This is a genomic window from Cupriavidus pinatubonensis (assembly GCF_019602855.1).
In the GTDB taxonomy this organism is placed as follows: domain Bacteria; phylum Pseudomonadota; class Gammaproteobacteria; order Burkholderiales; family Burkholderiaceae; genus Cupriavidus; species Cupriavidus pinatubonensis.
The window spans coordinates 1,607,074-1,630,223 of record NZ_CP080766.1; the positions used below are offsets into that span (position 1 = coordinate 1,607,074).

The 23,150-nt window shown below is 63.8% G+C and carries 16 protein-coding genes; 7 read left to right on the forward strand and 9 right to left on the reverse strand.

All coding sequences use genetic code 11. The features are described from left to right. The first annotated feature begins 603 nt into the window (after positions 1-603). The 6 genes from K2O51_RS07300 (at position 604) to K2O51_RS07325 (ending at position 6,994) form a co-directional block, all read left to right on the forward strand. Positions 604-1,686, forward strand: coding sequence for a Bug family tripartite tricarboxylate transporter substrate binding protein (locus K2O51_RS07300; protein ID WP_011301397.1), 1,083 nt, complete (start codon positions 604-606; stop codon positions 1,684-1,686). Between the two features lie 128 nt (positions 1,687-1,814). Continuing rightward, the gene (locus tag K2O51_RS07305; RefSeq protein WP_245001786.1) at positions 1,815-2,939 is read left to right on the forward strand and encodes an acyl-CoA dehydrogenase family protein; all 1,125 of its coding nucleotides are present in this window, start codon (positions 1,815-1,817) and stop codon (positions 2,937-2,939) included. Positions 2,940-3,014: 75 nt separating this feature from the next. Continuing rightward, on the forward strand, positions 3,015-4,526 hold the full coding sequence (locus K2O51_RS07310) for a class I adenylate-forming enzyme family protein (RefSeq protein ID WP_220630001.1): 1,512 nt from the start codon (positions 3,015-3,017) through the stop codon (positions 4,524-4,526). Positions 4,527-4,574: 48 nt separating this feature from the next. Then, the gene (locus tag K2O51_RS07315) at positions 4,575-5,366 is read left to right on the forward strand and encodes a crotonase/enoyl-CoA hydratase family protein (RefSeq protein ID WP_011301394.1); all 792 of its coding nucleotides are present in this window, start codon (positions 4,575-4,577) and stop codon (positions 5,364-5,366) included. Further along, positions 5,363-6,535, forward strand: a complete 1,173-nt coding sequence (locus K2O51_RS07320) for a thiolase family protein (protein WP_220630002.1) — start codon at positions 5,363-5,365, stop codon at positions 6,533-6,535. Before K2O51_RS07315 ends, K2O51_RS07320 begins: the two co-directional genes overlap by 4 nt. An 18-nt stretch (positions 6,536-6,553) precedes the next feature. Next, positions 6,554-6,994 (forward strand): Zn-ribbon domain-containing OB-fold protein, encoded by a 441-nt coding sequence (locus tag K2O51_RS07325; protein WP_011301392.1) that lies wholly within the window; start codon positions 6,554-6,556, stop codon positions 6,992-6,994. 76 nt (positions 6,995-7,070) lie between these two features. Here the strand turns inward: K2O51_RS07325 and K2O51_RS07330 are convergent, their stop codons facing one another. From K2O51_RS07330 to K2O51_RS07345, 4 genes are all read right to left on the reverse strand, one after another. Further along, on the reverse strand, positions 7,071-8,027 hold the full coding sequence (locus K2O51_RS07330) for a LysR family transcriptional regulator (RefSeq protein WP_140949777.1): 957 nt from the start codon (positions 8,025-8,027) through the stop codon (positions 7,071-7,073). Positions 8,028-8,279: 252 nt separating this feature from the next. Continuing rightward, a complete protein-coding gene (locus K2O51_RS07335; protein WP_011301390.1) occupies positions 8,280-9,791 on the reverse strand; it encodes an aldehyde dehydrogenase family protein in 1,512 nt (503 codons plus the stop codon). Positions 9,792-10,102: 311 nt separating this feature from the next. Beyond that, a complete protein-coding gene (locus tag K2O51_RS07340) occupies positions 10,103-12,454 on the reverse strand; it encodes a cytochrome P450/oxidoreductase (RefSeq protein WP_220630003.1) in 2,352 nt (783 codons plus the stop codon). A gap of 46 nt (positions 12,455-12,500) precedes the next feature. After that, complete coding sequence (locus K2O51_RS07345) at positions 12,501-13,484, reverse strand: Bug family tripartite tricarboxylate transporter substrate binding protein (protein ID WP_220630004.1); 984 nt, start codon at positions 13,482-13,484, stop codon at positions 12,501-12,503. A gap of 130 nt (positions 13,485-13,614) precedes the next feature. Here K2O51_RS07345 and K2O51_RS07350 point away from each other — a divergent pair, with 130 nt between their 5' ends. Beyond that, complete coding sequence (locus K2O51_RS07350) at positions 13,615-14,430, forward strand: IclR family transcriptional regulator (protein WP_220630005.1); 816 nt, start codon at positions 13,615-13,617, stop codon at positions 14,428-14,430. 57 nt (positions 14,431-14,487) lie between these two features. On the opposite strand, the gene tssJ is transcribed toward K2O51_RS07350, so the two are convergent. Genes tssJ through K2O51_RS07375 form a run of 5 tightly spaced genes read right to left on the reverse strand, consistent with a single transcriptional unit; the run spans position 14,488 to position 23,079 of the window. Beyond that, positions 14,488-15,087 (reverse strand): type VI secretion system lipoprotein TssJ, encoded by a 600-nt coding sequence (gene tssJ / locus K2O51_RS07355; protein WP_220630006.1) that lies wholly within the window; start codon positions 15,085-15,087, stop codon positions 14,488-14,490. A 51-nt stretch (positions 15,088-15,138) separates the two neighbouring features. Further along, positions 15,139-16,164: a type VI secretion system baseplate subunit TssG gene (tssG, locus tag K2O51_RS07360; RefSeq protein ID WP_041680316.1), complete on the reverse strand. Its 1,026-nt coding sequence runs from the start codon at positions 16,162-16,164 to the stop codon at positions 15,139-15,141. A gap of 20 nt (positions 16,165-16,184) precedes the next feature. After that, entirely contained in the window at positions 16,185-18,005 is a 1,821-nt protein-coding gene (gene tssF / locus K2O51_RS07365; protein WP_220630007.1) for a type VI secretion system baseplate subunit TssF, read from the reverse strand. Between the two features lie 23 nt (positions 18,006-18,028). Continuing rightward, positions 18,029-19,603, reverse strand: coding sequence for a type VI secretion system protein TssA (tssA, locus tag K2O51_RS07370; protein ID WP_140949733.1), 1,575 nt, complete (start codon positions 19,601-19,603; stop codon positions 18,029-18,031). Between the two features lie 5 nt (positions 19,604-19,608). Next, positions 19,609-23,079: an ImcF-related family protein gene (locus tag K2O51_RS07375; RefSeq protein ID WP_220630672.1), complete on the reverse strand. Its 3,471-nt coding sequence runs from the start codon at positions 23,077-23,079 to the stop codon at positions 19,609-19,611. Positions 23,080-23,150: the final 71 nt, after the last annotated feature.

Consider the following 23,150-nt stretch of genomic DNA (forward strand, 5'->3'; position numbering starts at 1 on the left):
GGCCCGTTGCCCTCGCAAGGTCCGGGTTTTTTCATGTTGTCCCGTGCATCCCGCCTCGAATGTCGTGCGCCACACAGGCTCCCGCCGCCGCGTCACGGCAACTGTCTGTATGTTCTGTTTATTCGAACACGATCGCTGATCCGGGGCCATTGAACCGCAGATTCTCGCTGCCCATACTCCTTCTTACATTGCCGGAGGCGGACGCGTCAGCAGCGACAGCGAAGAAAAGACGAGCACGAGCCAGCCGCGTCGCACTATGTTCTATGTAGGACATCTGGATTTCCCTAGAAGAAAGTCATCAGTGCCGGATATATGCTTCAAATACATATATAGGAGTTGATGAGTTGACCATGCGAATCGAAGTTCCGCGGACGACCTTGCCCGGCTCTTCATTTGCGCGTCCAGGGACGCAGATGGGGGTAGTGCGCGGCATTGCGGGCTCGCGGGAGGCGGCCTCCTCGGTGATTTCGATTCGCGCCGCCAGCTGACCGCGAAACGGAGAAGCGCTGCACCAAACGATTCGTTGTGCCGCGACGCCTGCAGGCTCGTTCAGCGGAGCTGCTGGCGTCGTGACTTCATGTCAACTATCAGGAGGTTTGAGAAATGCGTCTGATGACTGGATTTCGCAGCGTTGCCTGCGTCTTGACGATGCTGTGCGCTGGCGCAGGCATTGCGCATGCGCAAGAATTTGCCGGCCGCCTGGTCAATGTGATTGTCAATTTCCCGGTGGGGGGCCCCACCGACCTCGAGGGGCGCGTCTTTGCGGAACATCTGCCGCGCTTTCTGAAAGGCACCAGCGCTGTCGTCGTTCGCAACGTCGCCGGCGCCGGCGGCATGATCGCCGTGAACCAGCTCGGCGACATCTCCGAATCGAATAAGCTCAACATCGGTTTCTTTACCTGGGACCCGATGCAGCAGATCTTGAAGCATCCGAACTTGCGGGTCCAATTCAACGACCTCAAGTTCATTGCCGGCATGGAGCAGACCAACCTGCTTTACATCCGGCGTGACACCGCTCCGGGCATGGCCAAGCCTGCCGACATTGCCAAGGTCAATACGTTCCGCGCCGCCGTGCTTTCGAACGGTTCGGACTGGTCGGCGTTGCGCCAGAGTCTGGCCCTTGACCTGCTGGGCGCCAAGTACCGGATCATCCCTGGCTACAAGGGGACGCGCGAGGCCGAAGTGGCGATGCTCCAGGGCGACATACAGTTGGTCAGTAATTCCTTGCCCGGCTACAACTCCTTTGCCAGATTGAACTTGGTGGACAAGGGCATCGCGATTCCGCTGTTCCAATACGAGCGCGGCGAAGGCAACCTCAGGCGCAGTCCCAACCTGCCCGATGTGCCCACCTTCCTGGAGCTGTATCGCGACATCCACGGTGCCAATGCGAACCCGAGCGGGCCGAAGTGGGAAGCGCTCCAGTTCCTGAACCGGATCTCGCGCACGCCGCGGGTGATCTTCATGCCGCCCAATGCCCCCGACGCTGCCGTCGCTGAACTGCGCAGCGCGGTGGAAAGGATGGCGAAGGATCCGCAGTTCCTCGCGCAGTACGAAAAGGTGGCGCAGGCGCCGGCACATTTCGTACAGGGTGCCGACGGCGAGCGCGTCATTGTCGAACTGAAAAGGTTGCCGCCGGAAATGGTGACCTTCTTCAACCAGTACATCGAATCGAATTCATCGCGCTGAGCGCTGCCAGCACGGCCAACAGCAGCCGCGTGCACGCATGTCGCCATGCGCGCACGCAGCGGCACTCAAAGGAAATGGGTATGGACTGCAACGATATGATGAATTTTGCGTTGCCGGAAGAACTGCGCATGCTGAAGGATTCGCTGCGCCGCTTTGTGAATCAGGAACTCATTCCGGCTGAACTCACCGCACGCAAGGACGACAAGCTGATTCCGGAACTGCGTGCCCGCGTCGAGGCGTTCGGGCAAGAACTGGGACTCGACAAGTTCGATGTTCCGGTCGAGTACGGCGGGCTGGGCTTCGGCCTGCTCGCCAAGACAATCGTGTGGTCCGAGCTTGCCCGCACGGTGGCCTTGCCGGTGCGGTCAATCAATCCGTTCGGCGCGACGGTGTACCCCGTGCTCTATGAACTCGACGCTGCGCAGAAGGAGCGCTTTCTCTTGCCGACATTGCGCGGCGAATTGAAATGGTGTTTTGCCCAGACCGAGCCCGATGCGGGTTCGGACCCCGGCGGCATGAAGACCACCGCCGTGCGCGACGGCGATCATTACGTGATCAACGGTTTCAAGCGCTTCATCACCGGTGCGGCGGATGCCGATTATGCGCAACTGATGGCCGCGACGGATCGCACAAAAGGCTCGCACGGCGGGATCTCTGCCTTCATCGTCGACATGAAATCTCCCGGCGTCAAACTGCTGCGTGCGCAGAAGATGCTGGTCGACGACACGCCCTGGGAGATCGCCTTCGACGATGTCAGAGTGCCGGTCGAAAATCGCATCGGCGCCGAAGGCGAAGGCTTCAGGCACGCACAGAAGGTGCTCACCGTACTTCGCGTGCGTCACGGCGCCAGGGCCTGCGGAGTGATGGAGCGCTGTCTCGAACTGGCCGCAAGCTACGCGAAGGAGCGTGTGACCTTCGACAAGCCGCTTGCCGAACGGCAAGGCGTGCAATGGTTGATCGCCGACTCCTACCTCGAGTGGCACCAGCTCGAACTGATGGTCAGGAACGCAGCGTGGAAACACGATCGCGGCGAGGACATTCGCACGGAAGCTTACATGGCGAAGAATTTCGGCGACAGCAAATCCTTTGAAGCTGCAGATCGATGCATGCAACTTCACGGCGGTATCGGACTCTCGACCGAACTGCCGATCGAGAAGTTCTGGCGTGATCAGCGCAGCATGCTGATCACCGATGGGCCGACCGACGTTCTCAAGGGCGCCATCGCCCGGCATGCCTTGAATGTGTTCGGCTGATGACACTGGTCCGCCGAGGCGCATTGCCGGTTCAGGCAATGCGTCGCGACTGAATCTGTTCCTTTTGGAGAACCCATGAATCCAAGCCGCATCCACGAACTCCTCGAGCCGTGGCTCGCGAGTGAGCCCGAACGCGAATTCATTCATCTCCCCGGTCGCACTGTGACCTACGCCGAGGTCGGCGCGATGGCCAGCGCCCTGGAGACGGAACTGCTCGCCTTGGGCGTGCGCCCCGGCGATCGGGTGGTCATCGTGACGGAAAACTGCACCGAGCATATCGCCTTGCTGCTCGCTTGCAGTCGCGTCGGCGCCTGGTCCTGCGGCGTCAATGCCCGCATGGCAGCCGGCGAAGTCGATGCCTTTGCGCAATTGGTCGATGCGCGGCTGATTTACTTCACTACGGGGGTCTCGGCGTCGGCAATGACCCATGCCGGGCGCCACCGGGCCCGCTCATCGACGCTCGGCGCACTCATGCACAGCGACGTGCGCCTTGAGGCAGTCGCCGAACAAGGCAGCGAAGCCGAGCGCGTCGCGGCGATCATCTCCACCTCCGGCACCACCGGTAGGCCAAAGGGCGTCATGGTGACCCACGCGGCAGTGCTGCATGCCGCGCGCGTCTCCTGCAAATCGCGCGGCCTGGGTCGCGACGATCGCCTGTGCCTGTTCGTGCCGATGACCCATATCTTCGGCCTCGCCGCCGTGCTGGCCTCGTCGCTCCTGTCGGGCGCAACCTTGGTCTTGCACCAGACTTTCTCTGCGGCCGATGTGCTCGACGCACTCGCCCATCATCGGGTCAGCCAGCTGCAAGGTCCGCCGGCGCTGTATTCGCGCCTCCTTGCCCACCTCGAGACGCATGGCATTGATCGGCCATCAGCGCCGCATCTGCGCTACATCTACACGGGAAGCAGTCCGCTCGACATCGCGCTGAAGGAGCGCGTGGAGGCTTGTTTCGGCCTGCCGCTGCACCACGGTTATGCAAGTTCGGAATCCCCGGTTGGCTGCGCCACTGCAAGCAACGTGCGGCGCCAGGACACCGCCGCAGGCTATCTCCTGGAGGGCATGTCCATTCGCATCGTGGACGCCGACCATCGCGATGTAGCGGCGGGCGAGACCGGGGAGATCTGGCTCGCCGGGCCGTATCTGACGCCCGGTTACTTTCGCGATCCCGAGGCCACCCGCCAGGCCTTCCGTCCCGGCGGCTGGTATGCCACCGGTGATCTTGGGCGGCTGGGGGAGGACGGCGCGTTGTTCATCGTCGGCCGGCTGAAGGAGCTCATCATCCGCTCCGGCTTCAATGTGTATCCGGCAGAAGTGGAAGCGGTGCTCAATCAGCATCCCAGCGTGCGGCGCTCGGCGGTCGTCGGGCAGCGAGAGCCTGATGGCAACGAGAGGGTGATCGCTTTCCTCGAGCTTCGCGACGGCACGGGGTTCGATGAGCAGGCACTGCGCGGCTACCTGCGGGAGCAACTGGCTCCCTACAAGCAACCGGCGCTGTTTCGCGTGCTGCCCTCCATGCCGATGACCGACACCGGCAAGTTGCTCAAACGAAATTTGCTCGCCCACATCGATGCAGTGGCGCAGGGATGACCGGGCTGTTGCCCTCGTGAATTGAACGAAACATCGAAGGAGAAAGAGATGAGTCAGGAAGTCGTGAGTTATGAACTCGATGGCGACGTTGCCATGATCGGTCTCAACCGCCCGGCCAAGCGTAATGCCTTCAACGACGAACTGCATAAGCAGTTGCATGCGGCAGTGATGCGCGCGGGTGAAGAGGCCAGGTGCGGCGTGCTGTTCGGTCATGGGGAGTGCTTCAGCGGTGGGCTGGATCTCGCCTACGCCGCGGCGATGTGGGAAAGCGGCAAGGAGCACAAGCTGCCGTATCCCCGCAATTACGACACTGAGCTGATCGCTCGGGGCAGGATCCCGTTCGTCTCTGCCTTGCATGGCGCCACCATTGGTGGCGGCTTCGAGGCCGCGGCCAGCACCCATATTCGGGTCGCCGACGAAACGACGTTCTTCGCCCTGCCTGAGGGCCAGCGTGGCATCTTCGTCGGCGGCGCCGGCTCGGTGCGGATCAGCCGGCTGATCGGCACCGCCCTCATGACGGACCTGATGTTGACGGGACGCGTGCTGAACGCCGAGGAGGCGCTGCGCTTCAACGCGGTGCAATATGTGGTGCCCAAGGGGCAGGCGCTGGAGAAGGCCGTCGCATTGGCCCGGCGCATCTGCGCCAACGCGCCGCTGACCAATTTCGCCATCACCAATGCCTTGCCGCGCATCGCGGATATGTCGTACGACGATGGCATCTTCGTCGAGCGGCTGGTCAGCGAATACACCCTCAGCCCCGAAACGACCGCGCGTCTGGGCGAGTTCCTCAACAAGAAGGCGGCGCCCATCAAGGCGCCGGGAGGGGGAGAGACGCTGTGAAGTGCCTGCGCGAATCGGCGATCGTCGCTTATGCCGAAACCAAGGTCATGGAGAAAAGCAACCGCGACGTCTGGGAGCTTGATGCCGAAGTCCTCGAAGCCTTGCTCGAACGCAGCGGCTTCGAGAAGGGGGAGATCGACGGCCTGGTCATGGCCGGGTTCGGGCTGACAGCGGCGGGCGAGAGTTTCTGGGCGCAGGTAACGGCCGACCAGCTCGGCCTGGAACTCGACTACTGCGACCAGGTGCATATCGGCGGCTGTTCAGCCACGGGCAGTGTCGCACGTGCCGCGGCAGCGATCGATGCCGGCCTGTGCACCACGGTCTTGCTGCTGTTCGCCGATACCGGCGTGGCGGAGAACAACCGAGGTGACCGGAGTTTCCGCCGCGAGTGGGCCGATCCGTACGGCGTATTTGGTCCCCCCGACGCTTTCGGCTTGCTGACGCGGCGCTACGAGCATCAGTATGGACTTGACTACGAGATGCTGGGCAAGCTGGCGGTCACCCAGCGTGCCCATGCCGTGTTGAACGAGAACGCCTGCGAGAAGCTGCGCAAGCCGATCACGATCGATGACTACCTCAACTCGCGCATGATTGCCGACCCGATACGTCTGCTCGATTGCGTCATGCGCTGCGACGCCGCTTCCGGCTTGCTGATGACCAGCAGACGGCGCGCCAGGGAAAAGGGCATCGACAAGTTCATCACGCCGATCGGCTACGGGGAGCGGACCAACTTCCAGGGCGGGGAGAACTTCGTCGATGTGACCCGCAGCGGCCACGAGGCTTGCGGCAAACGCGCCCTCGCCCAGGCGGGACTCGCGCTCAAGGATGTCGCATCGTTTCATCCCTACGACGATTTCATCATCGCGATCATGCTGCAGCTCGAGGCGTTCGGCTTTTGTGGGCGAGGCCAGGGCGTGCAGTTCATCCGCGAAATGAACTTTTCCTTCGATGGTGATCTACCCTTGAATACCGGCGGCGGTCAGATCTCGGCAGGACAAGCGGCATGCTGTTCGCACAACCTGATCGAGGCAATAAGGCAGTTGATGGGCGAGGGCGGCGCGCGTCAGGTCAGGAATACCGCCAATGCGCTGGTGAGTGGCATCGGCTGGATCAATTATTCGCGCAACTGGGGCACGAGCAGCGCCCTGGTTCTGGCGCCCAACGCATGATCAACACGCAAGGCGACAATGGAAACAGCGACTCCCGATCTTCTCGATGATACGTTGGATGTCAGGCGCGCGATCCGGCCATCCAGCTTCACGCAGCCATTCTGGGCCGCGACACGCGAGAAGAAACTGGTCATCCAGTATTGCCGGGCAACCGGCAAGTATCAGCATTACCCGCGCCCAACCAGCATCTTCACCGGCCGCAAGACCGACATCGAATGGCGCGAGGTCTCGGGTCGCGGCGAAGTCTTCTCATGGACCGTGGTGCGGCGCGGCCCCGGAGCTTTTCGTGGGCACGAGCCCTATGTGGTCGCGTCGGTGACGCTCGATGTCGGCGTCAATGTGATTGCCAACCTGGTCCATTGTTCGCTGGATGAAGTGTTCATCGGCATGAAGGTCGTGCCGTACTGGCTGCCGATAGACGATGGCATGCACCTGCTGATGTTTGAACCGGAGCGGTAGAGCAGCGATGACCGCCGATGCCTCCAACGTGGCGGGCAAGCTCGCCCGTACGCCGTGACCGCGGGGAACAGTCGCACTACTGCGTCGCCAATGAAGCCTGCCCGCCGGACTCCGCGCCGTACTCATCGTACTTGTGTATCTGCGCCTTCAGTCGATTCAGCAACCGGTTGGCCGCCGGAGAGAGCTGGCGGCCGGCACGCGTGACGAGATGGGCCTCGGAACTCTCGAGCAGGCGATTGTCCACGGGAAGGGCCACCAGCTCGCCTGCCGCCAGTTCCGGTGCAATCGCGATGGGCGCGAGCAGCGTGAATCCCAGGTTGCTCTTTGCAAAGAGCTTCAGGACATTTACCGAATTGGTCGTGATGGCAGGGGTGAGCCTGACCTTGTCGAGCAGCATGGCAGCGTCCACCAGCCGCCGCGTACCGTGTTCGGGATGTGTCAGGGCCATCGGGTACGGCATAAGATCTTGAAGCGTTACCGATTTCACCTTGCCAACCAGCGGGAATGCCGGCGAGACGATGGCATGCATCGGCTGGCGCGATCCCGCGCGGCTCACGATTTTGCTGTCGGATGACGGGTTGAAGACCAGGCCTATGTCTGCTTCATCTTCCGACACCCTCCGCATGACCTCGTTGGTGCTGCAAAGGTCCATCGTGATCGAAATCTCTGGGTACGCTTCGCAGAACTGCTTGATAGGGCCGCCGACCATGGTGGAGGCAAAGCCTTCGCCCATCACGACAACGATCGTGCCGCGGCGAAGTCCCCGGATCTCCTGGAGCTTGGCAACCAGGTCGCCCTGATGGGAACGTTGCTGCCGGAAGTACTCGATAAGCAGGGCACCCGCTTCGGTCGGCCGGACGCCGCGCTTGTTGCGTTCCACCAGAGCGATGGCGAGCTCCTCTTCCAGCAGCGCAATCTGCCTGCTGACGGCCGAGGGTGCCACATCAAGATAATCGGCCGCCGCGCGTACCGTGCCGCATCGTACGGCTTCATACAGATAGCCTATGCGGCTTTCGTTGATTGGGCTTGCCATTCCGTTTTCCCGATACGAGCAGCGCCGTCCCTGGCCAATAGCGGATTCTCGCACTCCTGATCGCGAGAGCGCAATCGCATGCCGGGACGGGACGGCGGTTTCGTAGCGGATGCCGTGGCCCATCTCGCGTGCGGCGAAATTGGCCAGGTTTGATGGCCAGGCGATTTTGCGCGTCATGTGCAGCGCTCCCAGCATGCTCATGACCGGCCCTGCCTGGCTTCGTTCGCACGGTTGGCTGTCGCGTCTACGCCGTCAGGCGCGGCCAATTGCGGTGACTGCCGACGCGGCGGTCTGGACCCAGACGCTCTTTGTCTGCGTGTACTCGTAAAGCGCTTCAATGCCGCTGGTGCGTCCGTAGCCGCTGTTCTTGTAGCCGCCAAATGGCGAGCCGACATGGACGGCCCGGTAGCCGTTGATCCAGAACGTACCCGCATCCACTTGCGCGGCGACGCGGTGTGCACGCGCGACGTCGTTGGTCCAGACCGCGCCGGCGAGGCCAAATTCGCTGTCATTGGCAATGGCGATTGCCTCTTCCTCGGTGTCGAACGGAATGGCAGCGATGACGGGGCCGAAGACTTCCGTGCGGGCAATGTCCATCTGGTTGGACACGCCGGCGAAGAGGGTCGGCGGGACAAAGTAGCCGCGGTCCTCGAAGCTGGTCGTACCGGCGGCGAGCTGTGCACCTTCTTCCACGCCGCGTGCAATCATGCGCTTGATGTGCTCGTACTGGTTCCGGTTGTTGATCGGACCGATCTCCGTGGACGTTTCAAGCGGGTGGCCAAGCCTCAGCTTGCGGGCACCTTCGGCCACCTTGTCGACGACTTGCTGGTAGACCTTTCGCTGGATCAGCAGGCGCGAACCGGCGGTGCAGCTCTGGCCTGAGCCGGAGAAGACCGCCGCCTGGGCCCCGATCGCGGCAAGGTCAAGATTGGCGTCATCGAAGACGATATTGGCCGACTTTCCGCCCAGTTCCAGGATGCACGGAATGACGCGCTTGGCGGCGGCTTCTGCAATACGTATCCCGGTTGCGGGCGATCCCACGAAGACCACCTTCTTCACGACATCGTCGGCGATAGCCGCCTGGCCGGTGGTATGGCCATAGCCCGCGAGCACATTGATCAGGCCAACCGGTACGCCAGCCTGTTCAGCCAGCGACGCCACGGCGAGCGACGTGAACGGCGTCAACTCGGAAGGCTTGAGCAAGACGGCATTGCCGACCGCAACGGTCGGGGCTACCTGCCATCCGAACGACAGGATGGGGATGTTCCAGGGGGCGATGTGCAGGATCGTGCCGAAGGGCTCGCGGCGGGTGTAGTTCAGGTGCGTGGTGGGGACAGGGATGACGTGCCCATAGAACTTGTCCGCCCAGCCCGCATAGAACTCGAACATTTCCGCGACCATCTCCACCTCGCGGCGGCTGTCGCGGATGGGCTTTCCCTGAGACATCGATTCCAGCACGGCGAGCGGTTCATTGTGCTCGCGCACTTTAGCTGCGACCGCGTAGAGGATGCGGCCGCGGGCAGCATGCGTGAGGCTCCACCAATGCTTTTGCGCTTCGCGCGCGGCGATGCAGGCCTGCTGTGCAATCGCGGGGCCGGCATCGCGATAACTAAGGCTCTTCTCGCCCGTAGCCGGATCGAACAGCTCGATGTCCTGGCCCGTGCCCGCGACGAGCCTGCCGCCGACATAGGATCCGATTTCTGTAGCGTCCGGGAAGAACGCAGCAAATGCGCCGATCAGGGTTCCTGCTTTCGATTGTTCCATCACCGCTCCGGTCAGGGAAAAGTTGGTCGTGAGGCAACACGGCTTCTGCGTCGTCATCAGCCTTGCTGCTCGTTCCGGGGCAGTATGGTTTGCGGCTTTGCGCTCAACAATCAGATCCGATGCGCGATCGTGTTCTAACAATGAGAACACGCGCGCCGATGTGCCGATGCAGGCCCATGGCAGCGCGTGGAGGGAGATCGGGGCATGGCTCGAAGCGGCGCATGACCCACAGGCGGTCATGTGGCCAGGTGATGGCCTGCTGTTTCAGCGGGGGAAGCGGACGGACAGGCCGGAACACGGGCCCGCCACGCTCAGAGTTCCAGAATGAGCCGGCTACCCGGCAACGCGCGCGAGCAGCACGTCATCATCTTCGTGTTCGCCTCGCGCTCGCCGCGCGTGAGGACGACGTCGCGATGATCGACGCTGCCGGAAAGCACGCGCACCTCGCATGAGCCGCACAGGCCTTCCTCGCAATCGCTCTGGATGTCGATGCCGGCGCAGCGCAGCGTGGTCAGCAGGGTCTGGTCAGCGGGCACGGTGACGGTCAGTCCCGAGTCCTTCAGCTCTACCTCGAACGGCTGCTCTTTCGACGGATCGAGCGTGCCCAGCGTCGTCGCGAAATGTTCGACGCGCAGCGCGTCATCCGGCCAGCCGGTGCAGGCCTGTTCCAGCGCTTCCACCATGCGCGCCGGGCCGCAGGCGTAGATTTGCGCGTTGCGGTCGGTGCGTGCCAGCAGCGCGTCGAGGTCGTTGCGGCCGCCTTCTTCCTTGATGTACAGGTGCAGGCGCTCGCCATGCAGCGCGCGCAGCTCGTCGATCATCGCCATGCCGGTCCGCGTGCGCCCGCTGTAGTGGATCTCGTAGTCGATCCCCAGCGCCAGCGCGCGCCGCGCCATCGCGCTGACCGGCGTGATGCCGATGCCCCCTGCAATGAAGATCGCCTTGCGGCATCCCTCATCCATGCGGAAGTGATTGCGCGGGCCGCGGATCTTCAGGCGGTCGCCGGGCTTCACGTGATCGTGGATCCAGGCCGAGCCGCCACGGCTTTCCGGCTCGCGCAGCACGGCAATCTCGAGCACGCCGGTTTCGGCAGGGTCGCCGCACAGCGAATACTGGCGCGACAGGCCCGTCTCGCCGCAATCGACATCGATATGCGAGCCCGGCGACCAGCGCGGCATCGCCTTGCCATCGGGCGAGGCGAGCCGCAGCCGCACGATGCCGTCCGCTGCCTGCGTGACGCTCTGTACGACCACGGGCCGGCTGATGGCTTGCCCTGAGGGCTCACCAATGCGCACCGGCGTCTGCTGCGCGAGCAACGATGGTTGCGTGCGCTCCGGGTTCTGCGCCGGGTCCCATTCGACCCACAGATGCTCGGGGCCGCGGAACGAAGTGTTGGGTAGATACGTGAATGACTGCTGCGCGAGCCGCATATGCGGCAGCCGGCGCGTCAGTTCCTCCAGGAAGATCTGCATCTCCATGCGGGCCAGGTTCTTGCCCATGCACTGGTGCGAGCCGTAGCCGAAGGTGAGCTGGTCGGCGGCGTTCTCGCGGCGGATGTCAAAGAGGTCGGCATCGGCGAAGTGCGCCTCGTCATGGTTCGCCGACGAGGTCACGATCAGCAGTTTCGATCCGGCCGCGATGGGGATGCCGCCGACGTCGGTATCGCGCGTGACTACGCGCCGCCATGCCGCTACCGAGCCGTTGTGGCGCAGGCATTCCTCGACGGCGTTGGGGATCAGCGCGGGGTCCTCGCAGATCTCGCGCCACACGTCCGGATGCTGCAGCAGCAGCTTGATGGCGTTGGCGCTGGCATTCGCGGTGGTTTCGTGCGCGGCGACGATGCCGGCCATCATCATCGAATGCAGGTAGGAGTCGGTGACGACTTCGGGCAGTTCCTTCTGCTTGCGGATGCCGTATTGCATCCAGCCTGGCGCGGATGGGTCTGCGCGCATCTTGTCGAGGATGCGACCGGCGAGCTGCCAGAAGTTGCCGACCGCATGAGCGACCGCGACCTGCTCTTCGGGCTTCGGCCGGCCCCAGGTGTTGACCGTATGCGCGATCGAATACTGGCGCAGCAGGTCCATGTCTTCCTCGGGCACGCCGAGGAAATGCAGGGCGACCGTCAGCGGGACTTCCCACAGCATCTGGTCGACGAGGTCGGCCTTGCCGTCGTCGATGAAGCGGTCCACATACTCGCGCGCCAGCTTGCGCACCAGCGGTTCATGGTGCTTGAGCTGCTCGGGCGTGAACGGCTCCATCAGCGCGCGGCGGCGCGGCATGTGCGCGGGCTCGTCCTCGTTGACCAGCGTGCGGTTCATCGCGTAGCCGTACGAGGCCAGCACGGCGTTGGCCTCTGGGCCGGTCGGCGTGATCTTCTCCAGCGCGATGGCGGGGCTGAAGGTCAGGTTGTCGCGGAAAATCGCCTTGATGTCGTCATAGCGCGTCACCACCCAGTAGCCGAGCTGTGGGCTGTAGAACACCGGCTCCTGCTCGCGCGACCAGCGCACGTACTCGGGCGGGTCCTGCTGGTAGCCATCGCCAAACGGATCGAAGGCCGCAGCCTCCGCGCTGACCGGACAGCCGTTCGGCGCGGCTGCAGCGGGCTGCGCGCCATGGCTGAACGGACACTTCTGCGTGGTGGTTTCCGGGGTGGCTGCGGTCATGGGTATGGCTCCAACAAGGCAATGTGGACAACGGCTGGCGCCAGTCTCAGTCCAGCGTGATCTTCAGGTCGCGGATGAGTTTCTGCCAGCGCGCGGTTTCGCTGCGCAGCAGGTCACTGAACTGCTGCGGCGAGTTGCCGACCGGCTCGACCCCGAAATCCACCAGGCGCTTGTTCACGGCCGGCTCCTTCAGCGCGGCCACGACCTGGCGGTTCAGCGTGGTGATGACATCGGGCGACGTGGCGGCCGGCACCACCATGCCGACGAGTGCGGCGGCTTCGACGTTCTTGTAGCCGACTTCCGCGAAGGTCGGCACATCGGGGAGCTGCGGCAGGCGCGTGGCGTTGGCCACGGCAAGCGGACGGACCTTGCCGCCCTTGATGAAGCCTGCGCCAGCGGCAAAGTCGACCATCATTGCGGGGATCTGGCCGGCCGCCACGTCGGACAGCGCGGGCGCTGCGCCACGGTAAGGCGCATGCGTCATGGTCAGCCCCGCCTCGACCTTCAGCAATTCCATGGCGAGGTGGTGCGGGCTGCCGGCGCCCGCCGATCCATAGTTGATACCGCCCGGCTTGGCCTTGGTCTGCGCGATGAATTCCTGCACCGTGTGCGCCGTGCTGCCCGGGCCGACCACCAGGATCATCGGAAAGCGGCCAAGCAGCGTCACCGGCGCCAGGTCCTTGGGCTGGTAGCTCAGCGTCTTGTAGAGCGCGGGGTTGAACACCAGCGTGCCGTTATCGGCGGACAGCACCGTGTAGCCATCCGCCGCGGCGCGCGCCGTCTCGGTCGCGCCGATGGCGGTATTGCCGCCGGGCTTGTTATCCACGACTACCGGCTGCCCCACCTTGGCCGACAACCCCTGCCCGATGGTGCGCGCCAGGAAATCCGAGCCACCGCCCGCGGCATACGGCACGACCCAGCGGATCGGCTTGCTCGGGTAGGTATCGGCGGCCAGAGCGGCGCCGGTGGAGGTGGCTGCCAGCGTTGCCGCGACAAAGGCGAGGCGAAAGGAAGTCCTGTGGGGCGTCATGTTGTCTCCGGTGTTGTGGTACTTCATTTTGCGTAAATCATATACGCATTGCGTAAAAATAAGATGAGGGTTAACCTCGAAGGCAAGGAAGTCGGCGAACCGATAAGCAGACGGTCCCCGGGAGGATGTGATGCGCGAAGAACGAAACGACGACAATGCGCCCGCGCGCGGCGAACGGCGCCGCCGGGTGCAGTCGGCAGTCACCGGCATGGCCGTGCTCAAGGGCTTGGCCAGAATGGGGGGCAGGGCGACTCTGACGGGGCTGGCCGCCCATATCGACGAAAGCCCGGCCAAGGTCCACCGCTATCTGGTGAGCCTGGTCGAGGAAGGGCTGGTTGCCCAGGACGCCGGTGGACAGCAGTACCAGCTTGGCGTGGAAGCACTGCATATCGGCCTGGCGGCCATGCGGCAGGCTGATCCGATCCGGCTCGCGGAGGCATCGCTGATTCGCGTGCGCGAGCGGCATGAGGTCACCTGCTTTATCGCCGTCATGGGCAACAAGGGGCCGACCATTGTGCGTTTCGAGGAACCGGGACTGCCGGTGACCGTGAACGTGCGGGTGGGCTCGGTCATGCCCTTGCTATGGAGCGCCACCGGACGGGTCTTTCTGGGATTGCTCGACGAGCGGGAAGTCCTGGCGCTGGCCCGCGCGGAACTGGCGGCGGCGGCGCCGGACTTGCGCGCCATGCTGGCGGCCGATGACCCGATCGGGCAACTGCGAAGGGATGTCCGGACTGCCGGCTGTGCGGCGGTACGCGATGTGAACCTGAAGGGCATCAGCGCGGTGTCAGCGCCGGTGTTCGACTACACGGGCAGACTGAGTGCGGTACTGACCGCGCTTGGCGCCACCGGCGGATTTGATCCGGATATCGATGGACCGATCGGCAGGGTGGTGAGGGAGGAGGCGGCGGCGGTCAGTGCGCAGCTTGGATATGTGCCGACCTGATGTTCGTGCCTGGACAGGCCGAATAACGTATCACGCAACATCGTCACGATAACGCTGTCATTCCTTGCGAGCGCTCGCCGTCTGCGCAGACGTCTGCGGATTCGGTACGCTGTGCTGCAGCGCCGCCTGCCTGATTGGTTCCGGCTTCATGCCTGCCAGTTGCAGCACATTGTCGGTCGCGTCGATCTTCACCGGATCGGTCTTCTTCCATTGCTGCCTGGGGATGATGAGTTTCCATGTCCCGGTCTTGCCCGTATCGCGGAAGAACGCAGCCACGCCGACGTACTCGGTGGCCTCGTTCATGGGCTCGCTGATGCTCGCAGCGGCGTCAGGCCTGAGCACGACATCCCTGGTGGCAAGCAAATCCATCTTCAGCATGTCGAGGTCATTCGCTTGGAGTTGTTCGTAGCTGAGCTGTTCGAACGTTTGCGGCGTCCTCAACTGGTAGACCCGCACCACGGTCGACAGCGATCGTCCAGCGCCACTTGCATTCAACGACGACCGGCTGACGAGGTCGATGTTCATGGTCTTGACCTGCGTCGTGAACATCCACTTCGCCGCATCCACTGTGCCGTCCTTCACGGCCTGGCCCACGCCGCAGCCAGTTAAAAGGGTGAAGCCCAGCGCCGCGATGCAGCTTCGCAATTGCCACGTCATTGTGTTGATCCTCTGTGTTTTCATGTTGCTGTGTTCCATCGGCGTGCGACCTCAGTGTGGTCCGGACACCGGCGCCGGATGGCCCGTCCAGGTGCCAAGTTTCACGCGCGTCACCGGATCATCGACCGGTGCGTCAGATTCACCTGTGTGCCGCCTCAATTGCGTAGTCAAGCCGAGGCTGGCATCGTTCGAGTTCAACGCGGGCGGTGGCATCAATGAACGTCTCACATGCATTTCCAGGTGGGCATGCGCTGCGTAGCCGAGGTAGAAGCGCAGCACGCCCATCACCTCCTGATGGAGGCGTCGGCCCGGCATCAGCCCGAGTACCGAGTCGCGCCGGTTCGGGGTGATCACCACGAGTACGGTGTTGGTGCGGTCAAGGAAGCCGCGTCCGAGCACGCAGTTCTCCCCAAGCGGCTGCTGTTCGTGCGTATCCAGACGCACCCACACAGGATGAAATTCCGTGACTGTGATCATGGCATCCGGCACCGCATGCTGCAGCACACCTGCGAGCCCCTCCGCAGTACGCGTACGCTGGCTGGCGAGTCCCAGCATCGACAGGAGCTTGCGCGTCGGCACCGATTGCTCGACCGGCGACTGGCCGATGCCGAGTCCCAGCAGGCTCAGCAGACAGCGCGACACCTTGTCTTCGCCGCCGGTGCGGAAGCCCACCGGATAGCGGTACTTGCGTCCCACGCGGTAGAACTGCGTGGTGATCCGATGGTGGAACAGGTCCAGGAACGCGGCCAGGGGTTCCGCGCCGTCCCGGCGCTGGGCAATCTCGTCCACAAAGTAGGACGGCATGCGGGCATCGACGCCGTAGAGGCCAAGGAAAGTCGTCCGAAGCACCGGCGGCAAGGCGGGTTGGTCCGCATCCCGCTCGACGCGATCGATTTCCCGCCCCGGAAATCCGAGCTGTCCGGACGAACGGAATCGAACCGGCTCGTCGGCAGGCGAATCGGTGGTGCCCAGCGGTGGGCGCTCCGGTGCGGCCAGCTCGATCAGCTCGCACAGCCGAAAAAAATTCATCCGCGGCGCATTGGCAAGCAACGCCGGCAGCAGGCTACCGGTATCCATGGTGCACTTCTCAGTGGAGTTCAAAACGGGGCCCCCTCACCTTTGCTGTCGGGCCATTCGAGCCGCTTGCCGCTGGGCTGCGAGACAACGACCAGGCGGGTGTACAGGTTCAGGGTGGCATAAAGCGCCAGGAAGCGGTTCAGCATTTCGCCGAACAATTCCACATCGCCGTCGCCGGCGAAGCGGGTGCTGTCCAGGCTCACCTCGATTTCCACTCCGCGCTGCAGTCCGCCCTTCACCAGTTTCTGCAGCGGGCGATGGCGGACGTCGGTGATGGCATCGATCCTGCGCCGGTTCAGCTCGCCGTCGGTCCAGTCGTAGAGCGCCAGACTGCCACGCAGCACCTCGGCATCAAGGAGGGACAGATAATTGGGCGCCAGGTGCGACAGCACGCGCCAATGAAATCGGTCGCCGGTCGGCGGGTACACCGGCAAGGTGGGCGCCGTCAGGTTGCGCACGGCGCCGATATTGGTGAAGCCGCCGCCCATGCGGCAGATGCCGGCCTCGCGCAACCCCTTTCTCGGCAGCATGCCGTTCGTACCGGTGACCGACAGGGACAGGGTTTCCTGCGGCAACGTGTCCTGCTGCTCCCAGGCATGCCCTCCAAGCACGAGCCAGGTATCGAAGCGCCCGGACGGCCCCCTTCGTACACGCGTATGAAAGTAGCGCTCGGGCATGTCATGGCGCAGCATCCCGCCTCGGTGCCGGAAAGCGGCGAATGGCGCGTACTCGAAGCGCTCGCCGGTCGCTGCGTCGAATCCGCGCACGGTATCGACCGAGTAGGCCTCGACATGCTGACCGTGTTGTTCCATGGTCCGCACTCGGTATTCGGTCTCATGGTGAGTGACCGTGATCGGATCGGCCTCCAGCTCGAACAGGTTGATGACAGGTGTGCAGAAAAGCCGGATGTTCTCGGCCGAGAAGCGCATGTCATCCGGAAACAGCTTGGCGAGAACGACTTCGACATCGAAGTGCTGAACATCTGACGGGATTGCCGCCATGTCGAGCCCGAGCAGGTCCACAAACATGAACTTCTCGGGGAACGTGAAATACTCCAGCAGCAGCTGGTAACCGCCGAAGGCATTGTCGGGCTTGGGCCAGAGCCGCTCGCTGGCGCCAAATCCCACCGGCGCCAGGCGCAGGCCCGTCATGGACTGCGGTGCGCCTGGCCGGTCGATCGGGTAGCCGGGAATGCGAACGTGCATGGCCAGCGGTTGCGCAGTCAGCGCCGCGTAGAGTGCCAGCGCCACGGGACGATCCGCATGCAGATAAAGCCGCAGCCGGGGCACCTTCAGCTGTTCCTGCCGCGACTGGGCCTGCCGGGCCAGGCGCAGACGAATGACGGAGCGGCCGTCCTCGCGTGCGTAGGTACCCGCTTCGGCCACGCTAAGCGGGTACAGATCGACAGGCTGGGTTGTCCGGTAGATGCATTCCACGCTGTTGCCGATGCCTTGCTGCGACCCCAGCAAGACCGGATCGGACACAGCCTCCAGCCCGGCCGCCAGGGTCTCGTGACCTTGCAGCACGCCGGGGCTCGGGATCAGTTCCAGGATCGACAGCGACGGGATCATGCGCAGGTAGTGCGGCCACAGCATGCTGACCAGGCCTTCCGTCAGTTCCGGCAACTCGTCGTCGAGCTTGTGGCGCAGCCGCCCCATCAGGAAGGCGAAGCCCTCGAACAGACGTTCGACGTGGGGATCGCGTTCGCCGATGCGGTCGATATTGAGCATCCGCGCGCGGTCGGGGAACGCCTGGGCGAATTCCTTGCCGGCCTCGCGCAGGTAGCGCATCTCGGCCTCGTAATAGCGCAGGATGTCGTTGTCTTGGGTGGGGTGATTCATGGGCATGTGAGTGGTCTTGCCGTTCAGGCCATGGCGACGGCGCGGGCCGGGTCAATGGCGGTCAGCTCGCCCATCAGGGCATCGATGCGCTGCGCCAGGGCGGGCTTGTCGGCATCCTTGCGCGTCAGGCGGGATCTCAGCAGCCGCACCATTTGATGCTTGACCTCGAACGCCAGCGACGGCTCCCAGGTTGCCAGCCGATAGTGATGAGCGCTCTGGTCCAGCGCGGCAAGCAGGTGCAGGGCGGTATCCGCGCGATCGGCACGCTCCGCCACGCGCGCCATCACCAGCTGGCGCAAAAAGCGTTCGCGCTCGCCGTCCGACGCGGGCAGGCCCTGCAACCACGCCAGGGCCGCATCGAGGCTTTGCTGTGCGGCCAGCTCTGCGGCCTGGGCCTCGGTTTCCGCCCAATCCGTGCTGGCCGAATCCACTGCCACGGGGGCTACAGTCTCACCGCGCTCGATATCGCGCACGGTGGCATGGCGGGCGATCCATTCCAGCGTAGTGTCGTCCGCGAACGGCGTCCCATCGGCAAAGGCAAGTTGATCGAGGCCCGGCAGCCGCTCCAGCATCAGCGCGCAATCGGTGGCCAGCAGGTCGCGCACGCGTGCGTACTGGCCGCCGGCCTGGTCCTGGGCGGCGAACGCGTAGTACTGCAGATCGAGCCAGAAGTGATTGGCCCCCTCGGCAAAGGCCTGCTCGACCCGGTCGAGCAGTTCCGGCCACTGCTTCTGCAGGACCAGCCGCTTCATGTGGGCGCGTAGTTCGGCACGCGGTGCCACGAGCCGCGTCCTGCCACCGGCCTCATGCGGCGGGACCTCGGTCAGCGTGTCCCAGCGTACGCAACGCATCAGGCGGTAGGCAGCCAGATAGCCTTCCGGCTGATCGCGCAGGAACTGCGCCATCTGGCGCGCGCCGTCCAGGAGCTCCCGCGTGGAGGTCACCTTGGCCGAGGCGAGCGTCGTCGCGATTGCCGGCGCCTTGACGGGCACTGCGTGACTATCGCTATCCGCGGCTGATGGAGACTCGACCCGGCCCTCGAACCGGCGAAATAGCGTATCCAGCGCCGGACGGGCCGCTTCCGGCCACTGTGCGGTGCGCTCCTGCATCAGCGCCAGCGCCGACAGGGTGCGCTCCAGGTAAGTCCCGCTCAGTCCAGAGACGCGGTCGAGGCGATCCGTGAAGGTGGCGCCAGCGAGCCACTCCAGGGCGGCCTTGCGGCTTTCCGCGCGGGCCGGCAGCAACTGTTCCCCGAACCGGTCGATCAGTGCCGACAGCAGTTCAAAGGCCGAGGCCACGCCTTCCGCCCCGTCCCGCCGCATGCGGCCGTAGGCGTAATAGGCCGCCAGTCGTACATCCTTGGCGCTGGCCTTGAGCAACCGCTCTGCCGTGTCGATGATCAGGCTATCGTTGATGTCCGACAGCCTGGCGACCTCCTCCTTAATGGCGAGGAAATCGTCGTCATAGCCGGGGTCATCGCCGACCGGCGCCTCGGGGCGGATAGGCTGAAGCCAGGGTTCCCAGCGCACCTGCGTGGAACGTGCGAGGTCCGTGGGCGTGCGCGAGCCGAACAGCGCATTGAGAAGATGGTTGAACATAGGCGCTACTTGCGTGTTGACGGTGCCATGCGTCCGGCAGGTTCCTTGCCGGCGAAGATGCGGGACGGGAGCACGAATCCGCGCAGCCATAGCATTTCCAGCGGACCCTGACTCACGTCTGTGCGCAACTGATAGCTGATCGGATAGGCAAGGTCCGCCGACGCTGGCCCCTTTGCATCGCGTGCAATGAGGGCAGCGGCGTCGGGTTGTACGGCAGCACCGGGCTCGCCCGTGCCAGCGCCCGCCTTTTGGTCCCCAGTGTCCGCGCTGGCTTGCCAGGTCAGCTGAAACGTCGCAGTGTCGATTGGCATGACGCGCGCGCGCTCCAGCATCCGCACCCAGCCCCAAGGCCCGCTGAACTCGTAGGTCTTGTTGGTGCCGGCCTTCTCGGTTTGCCATTGCAGCCTGGTGCCCGGCTCCTGCAGGTTGCTGGCCGGCCACGTCATGAACTGCCAGGTCTCGCGCTGGTTGTAGTAGTGCAGTTTCTGGTTATCCACGGTCAGCAGCGAGTCCGTCAGGCCGGGCGTCGGAATCGGCTTGAGCTGGAAGCGATACGCGGGCTCGCCCTGCGCCAGCAGGTGGGCGGCAATATGCTGCAGCGTATTGATGCCCTTGAGAAAGGCGGGATCGAAGGCCATGGCCTGTCCTGCGGTGGCCGAGGGTACCCATTGATCCCCCTGCAACTCGAGCACGCCAGCAAGGTTCGTTGCCAGAAATGCGTGGATCAGACCGCTTTGCGGGCGCAGGAAGCGCGCCAGTTCCGGCAGCGAGGCGTCATTGGCGGTGTCGGCGAACGGGTAGCGTCCTGCAAACGACCGGCCCCACGCCATCGCAATGTTCTGGCGCCATGCATCATCCAGGCTTGCCTGGGCGGGCAGCAGGACCACCTGAGTGGCCTGCGCGATCGGGCGCACGAACAGGGCGTCTCCCATGCCGGCCCATTGGTTACCGAAGCTGGCCGCCATCAGCTGTGCATAGGCCTGGGTATCGGCCAACTCCGAGCCTTTGCCTTGAAACAAGGCTTGGGCCATCTGGCGCGCCTGGGCATCGCCATCACTACTGGTGCTGATCTGCTGCAGGCGCAGCCGCAAGGCCGTCGCGCGATCGAGATAACGTTGCAGACTCAGGTCGCCCTGATTGCCTTGGAGGCCCTGGCCGCCCTGGCCCACCAGCCGCAGCACTGGACCGAACGCGATCCCGAGCGGGCCGGCAGGGTCGGCCTTGGCGACCTCCGGTACCTCGATCTTCTTGCCGATCAGGTCGCGGGCCTTGTTGACCAGCGTGTCCGACAGCGAATCCTTGCGCGCCCCGGCGCCACCCTGGTACTCCAGCGACTTCATCAGCGCGATCACCGGCGACTGGCGCGCGTCGGCCAGGAGCTTGAGCTGGTCGATAACGGCAGGTAGCGTCGCCGCTGGCTCCCATTGCGCGCTGTTCATGAACTGCTGCCAATGGTCGGCGTACTCGTCGAAGTACTGCTCGGTCAGGGCGGCCTGCAGGTCCTTGCCGGAATCTGCGTCGGCATCCGGCTGTGGCGGCTTGCCTCCCGTCAGCACCCAGTCGCTGGCGACCTGCTTGCGCTTGGCGGCTTCCTCAATGGCTGCAGCTACGTAACCCTCATAGGCCTGCCGGGTGAAGACGCCGGGCACCAGCGCGACAGCGCGCAGCAACCCGCGCGGGTCCGTGCCGGCGGTCAGGGAGGCCAGGGTCTGGTCGGGGTATTTGTTGCCAGCGCCGCGGAGGATGCCCTGATAAATGGTGTCCTGCGCATTGCGCTCCCCGATCACCGCTAGCAGGGTCTGCCGTGCACCGGTCACCAGCTCTGGACGGGGCTCGATGCGCCAGTCCGGGTTGGCCTTCAGGTGCTCGGCGTAGAACCTTGCGAACCGCTCGGCCAGGTCCTGCTTCTGTCCAGGGGGAATCCTCGCGTCGGTGGTCCAGTGCTGCCCCAGTTGCTGCGCGAGGAATGCAGCATCCACTCGCTCCGGGTGGGCGAGCATGAGGTAGGCCTTGAGGGTGTCGTGTCCCTGCAGTGCCCACTTGCTGGTTTCTTCATTCAGTCCGCTGGTCTGCAGTTGCGACAGGTCGACCAGTTTCGCTTCCAGGTCCTGTGCCGCCGGAGCGACAAGGATGTCGCGGCTGGCCTTTGCGTAAGGCTTCCACAGCGCGGCCAGTACGTCGGCATCGCGGTTCAGGCCGAAGCGGGTGAAGAGCGGCGCGTGGTGTTGGACGCGGTCCTCGTAGCGCTGGATTTGCTGTTGCAGGGTATCGAGCGCCTGCAGGCGTGCGGCGGTACTGGGCGTAGATTGGATCTCGTGCGCGGCCTGCTGTGCGGCCTGCAGGTCTCGCGCGTTCTGGAGACCGGACAGAAACATGCCCCCAATCCACAAGCTGATAGCGGACAGAGCCAATACCGTAAGCACCGTCACGGGATGAAAGCCTATACGACGCCCCGGCTGTCGCCGTGCGGTATCGCCTAAATGTTGCCACAGCGGCAATTCCGCAATGGCGTCGAGGTATTCCCTATCATCAAACGCCGGCGCAAAGGCGAAACCGCGAACCGGCAACTTCCTGCGGGTACCGCCCTCCAATCCGCCAAGCCAATTGGCCAGTGCCTTGGCGCGGCCATCCAGCCATTGGGAAAGCTGTCCCAGATAAATCTCCCGGCCATTCTGGGGGAGTCGTTCCAAACTCTGTTCCGATAGTTGATCACGTAGCGCATGTAGCGCGGCCTCGATTCCACTGGAGTTCGCTTGCCGGGACACCTCACAGGCAATGACTGGCATATCGGCGGGCGAAATGGAACTTGCGTGAACAATTTCGAGCGCATGAATCGGAGCAGACCAGCGCAAACTCTCAGCAACGCGCGCAAGGGCGATGGAAAAAGCATGCGTGCCATAACGTTCCTTGAGCGGGGTTGTCGCCCCGTCCAAGACCAGCACAACCAAGTCGATAGGGCGCCGACGGCGCAGTTTCGAGAGTTGTTTGAGTCGAGCCGTCTCCAATTTGCTGCGAACCAGTACAGCATGCGGAGTGATTAGCCAGCCCTGTTCATCCAGGTCAGGTAGCCGTTGCGCGATGGCGGCATCGTCGCCGATCAACAGCAGCCAAGGCAGACGATAGCGCCAACGTAGGCCGTACCGCTGTCGCAACTCACTACGTAAATCGTCAAGATCCTTCGGTGCTCGTTGCGTGAGGCGGGACTTCAGTAGGCTCGCTTGTGTAGTATCGGCCAACTCAGGTTCACGGCGGCGAAGCGACATAGTCAGCGCACGCACCGCATCCCACGCGCGCGCAAAACGATCCAATGACGCAAGCACAGCGAGAATGAGCGTGCCGAAAGCCACCAAGGAAAGCCAAAGGCTCCGAGCATCGGGGGTCTTGATGCCGAGACTTTCTCCCCAAATCACGATAGCGCAAGTGATCAGGAGCGCAAGCACAAGGAGGGAAAGCAAATCTATCCGTAGCTTCTTCATGACTTTCAAACTTCTTCCTAGCAATCGGCGTTCCGGGCGCGCATGCAACGGTAGCGACCAGGGGCTATGCT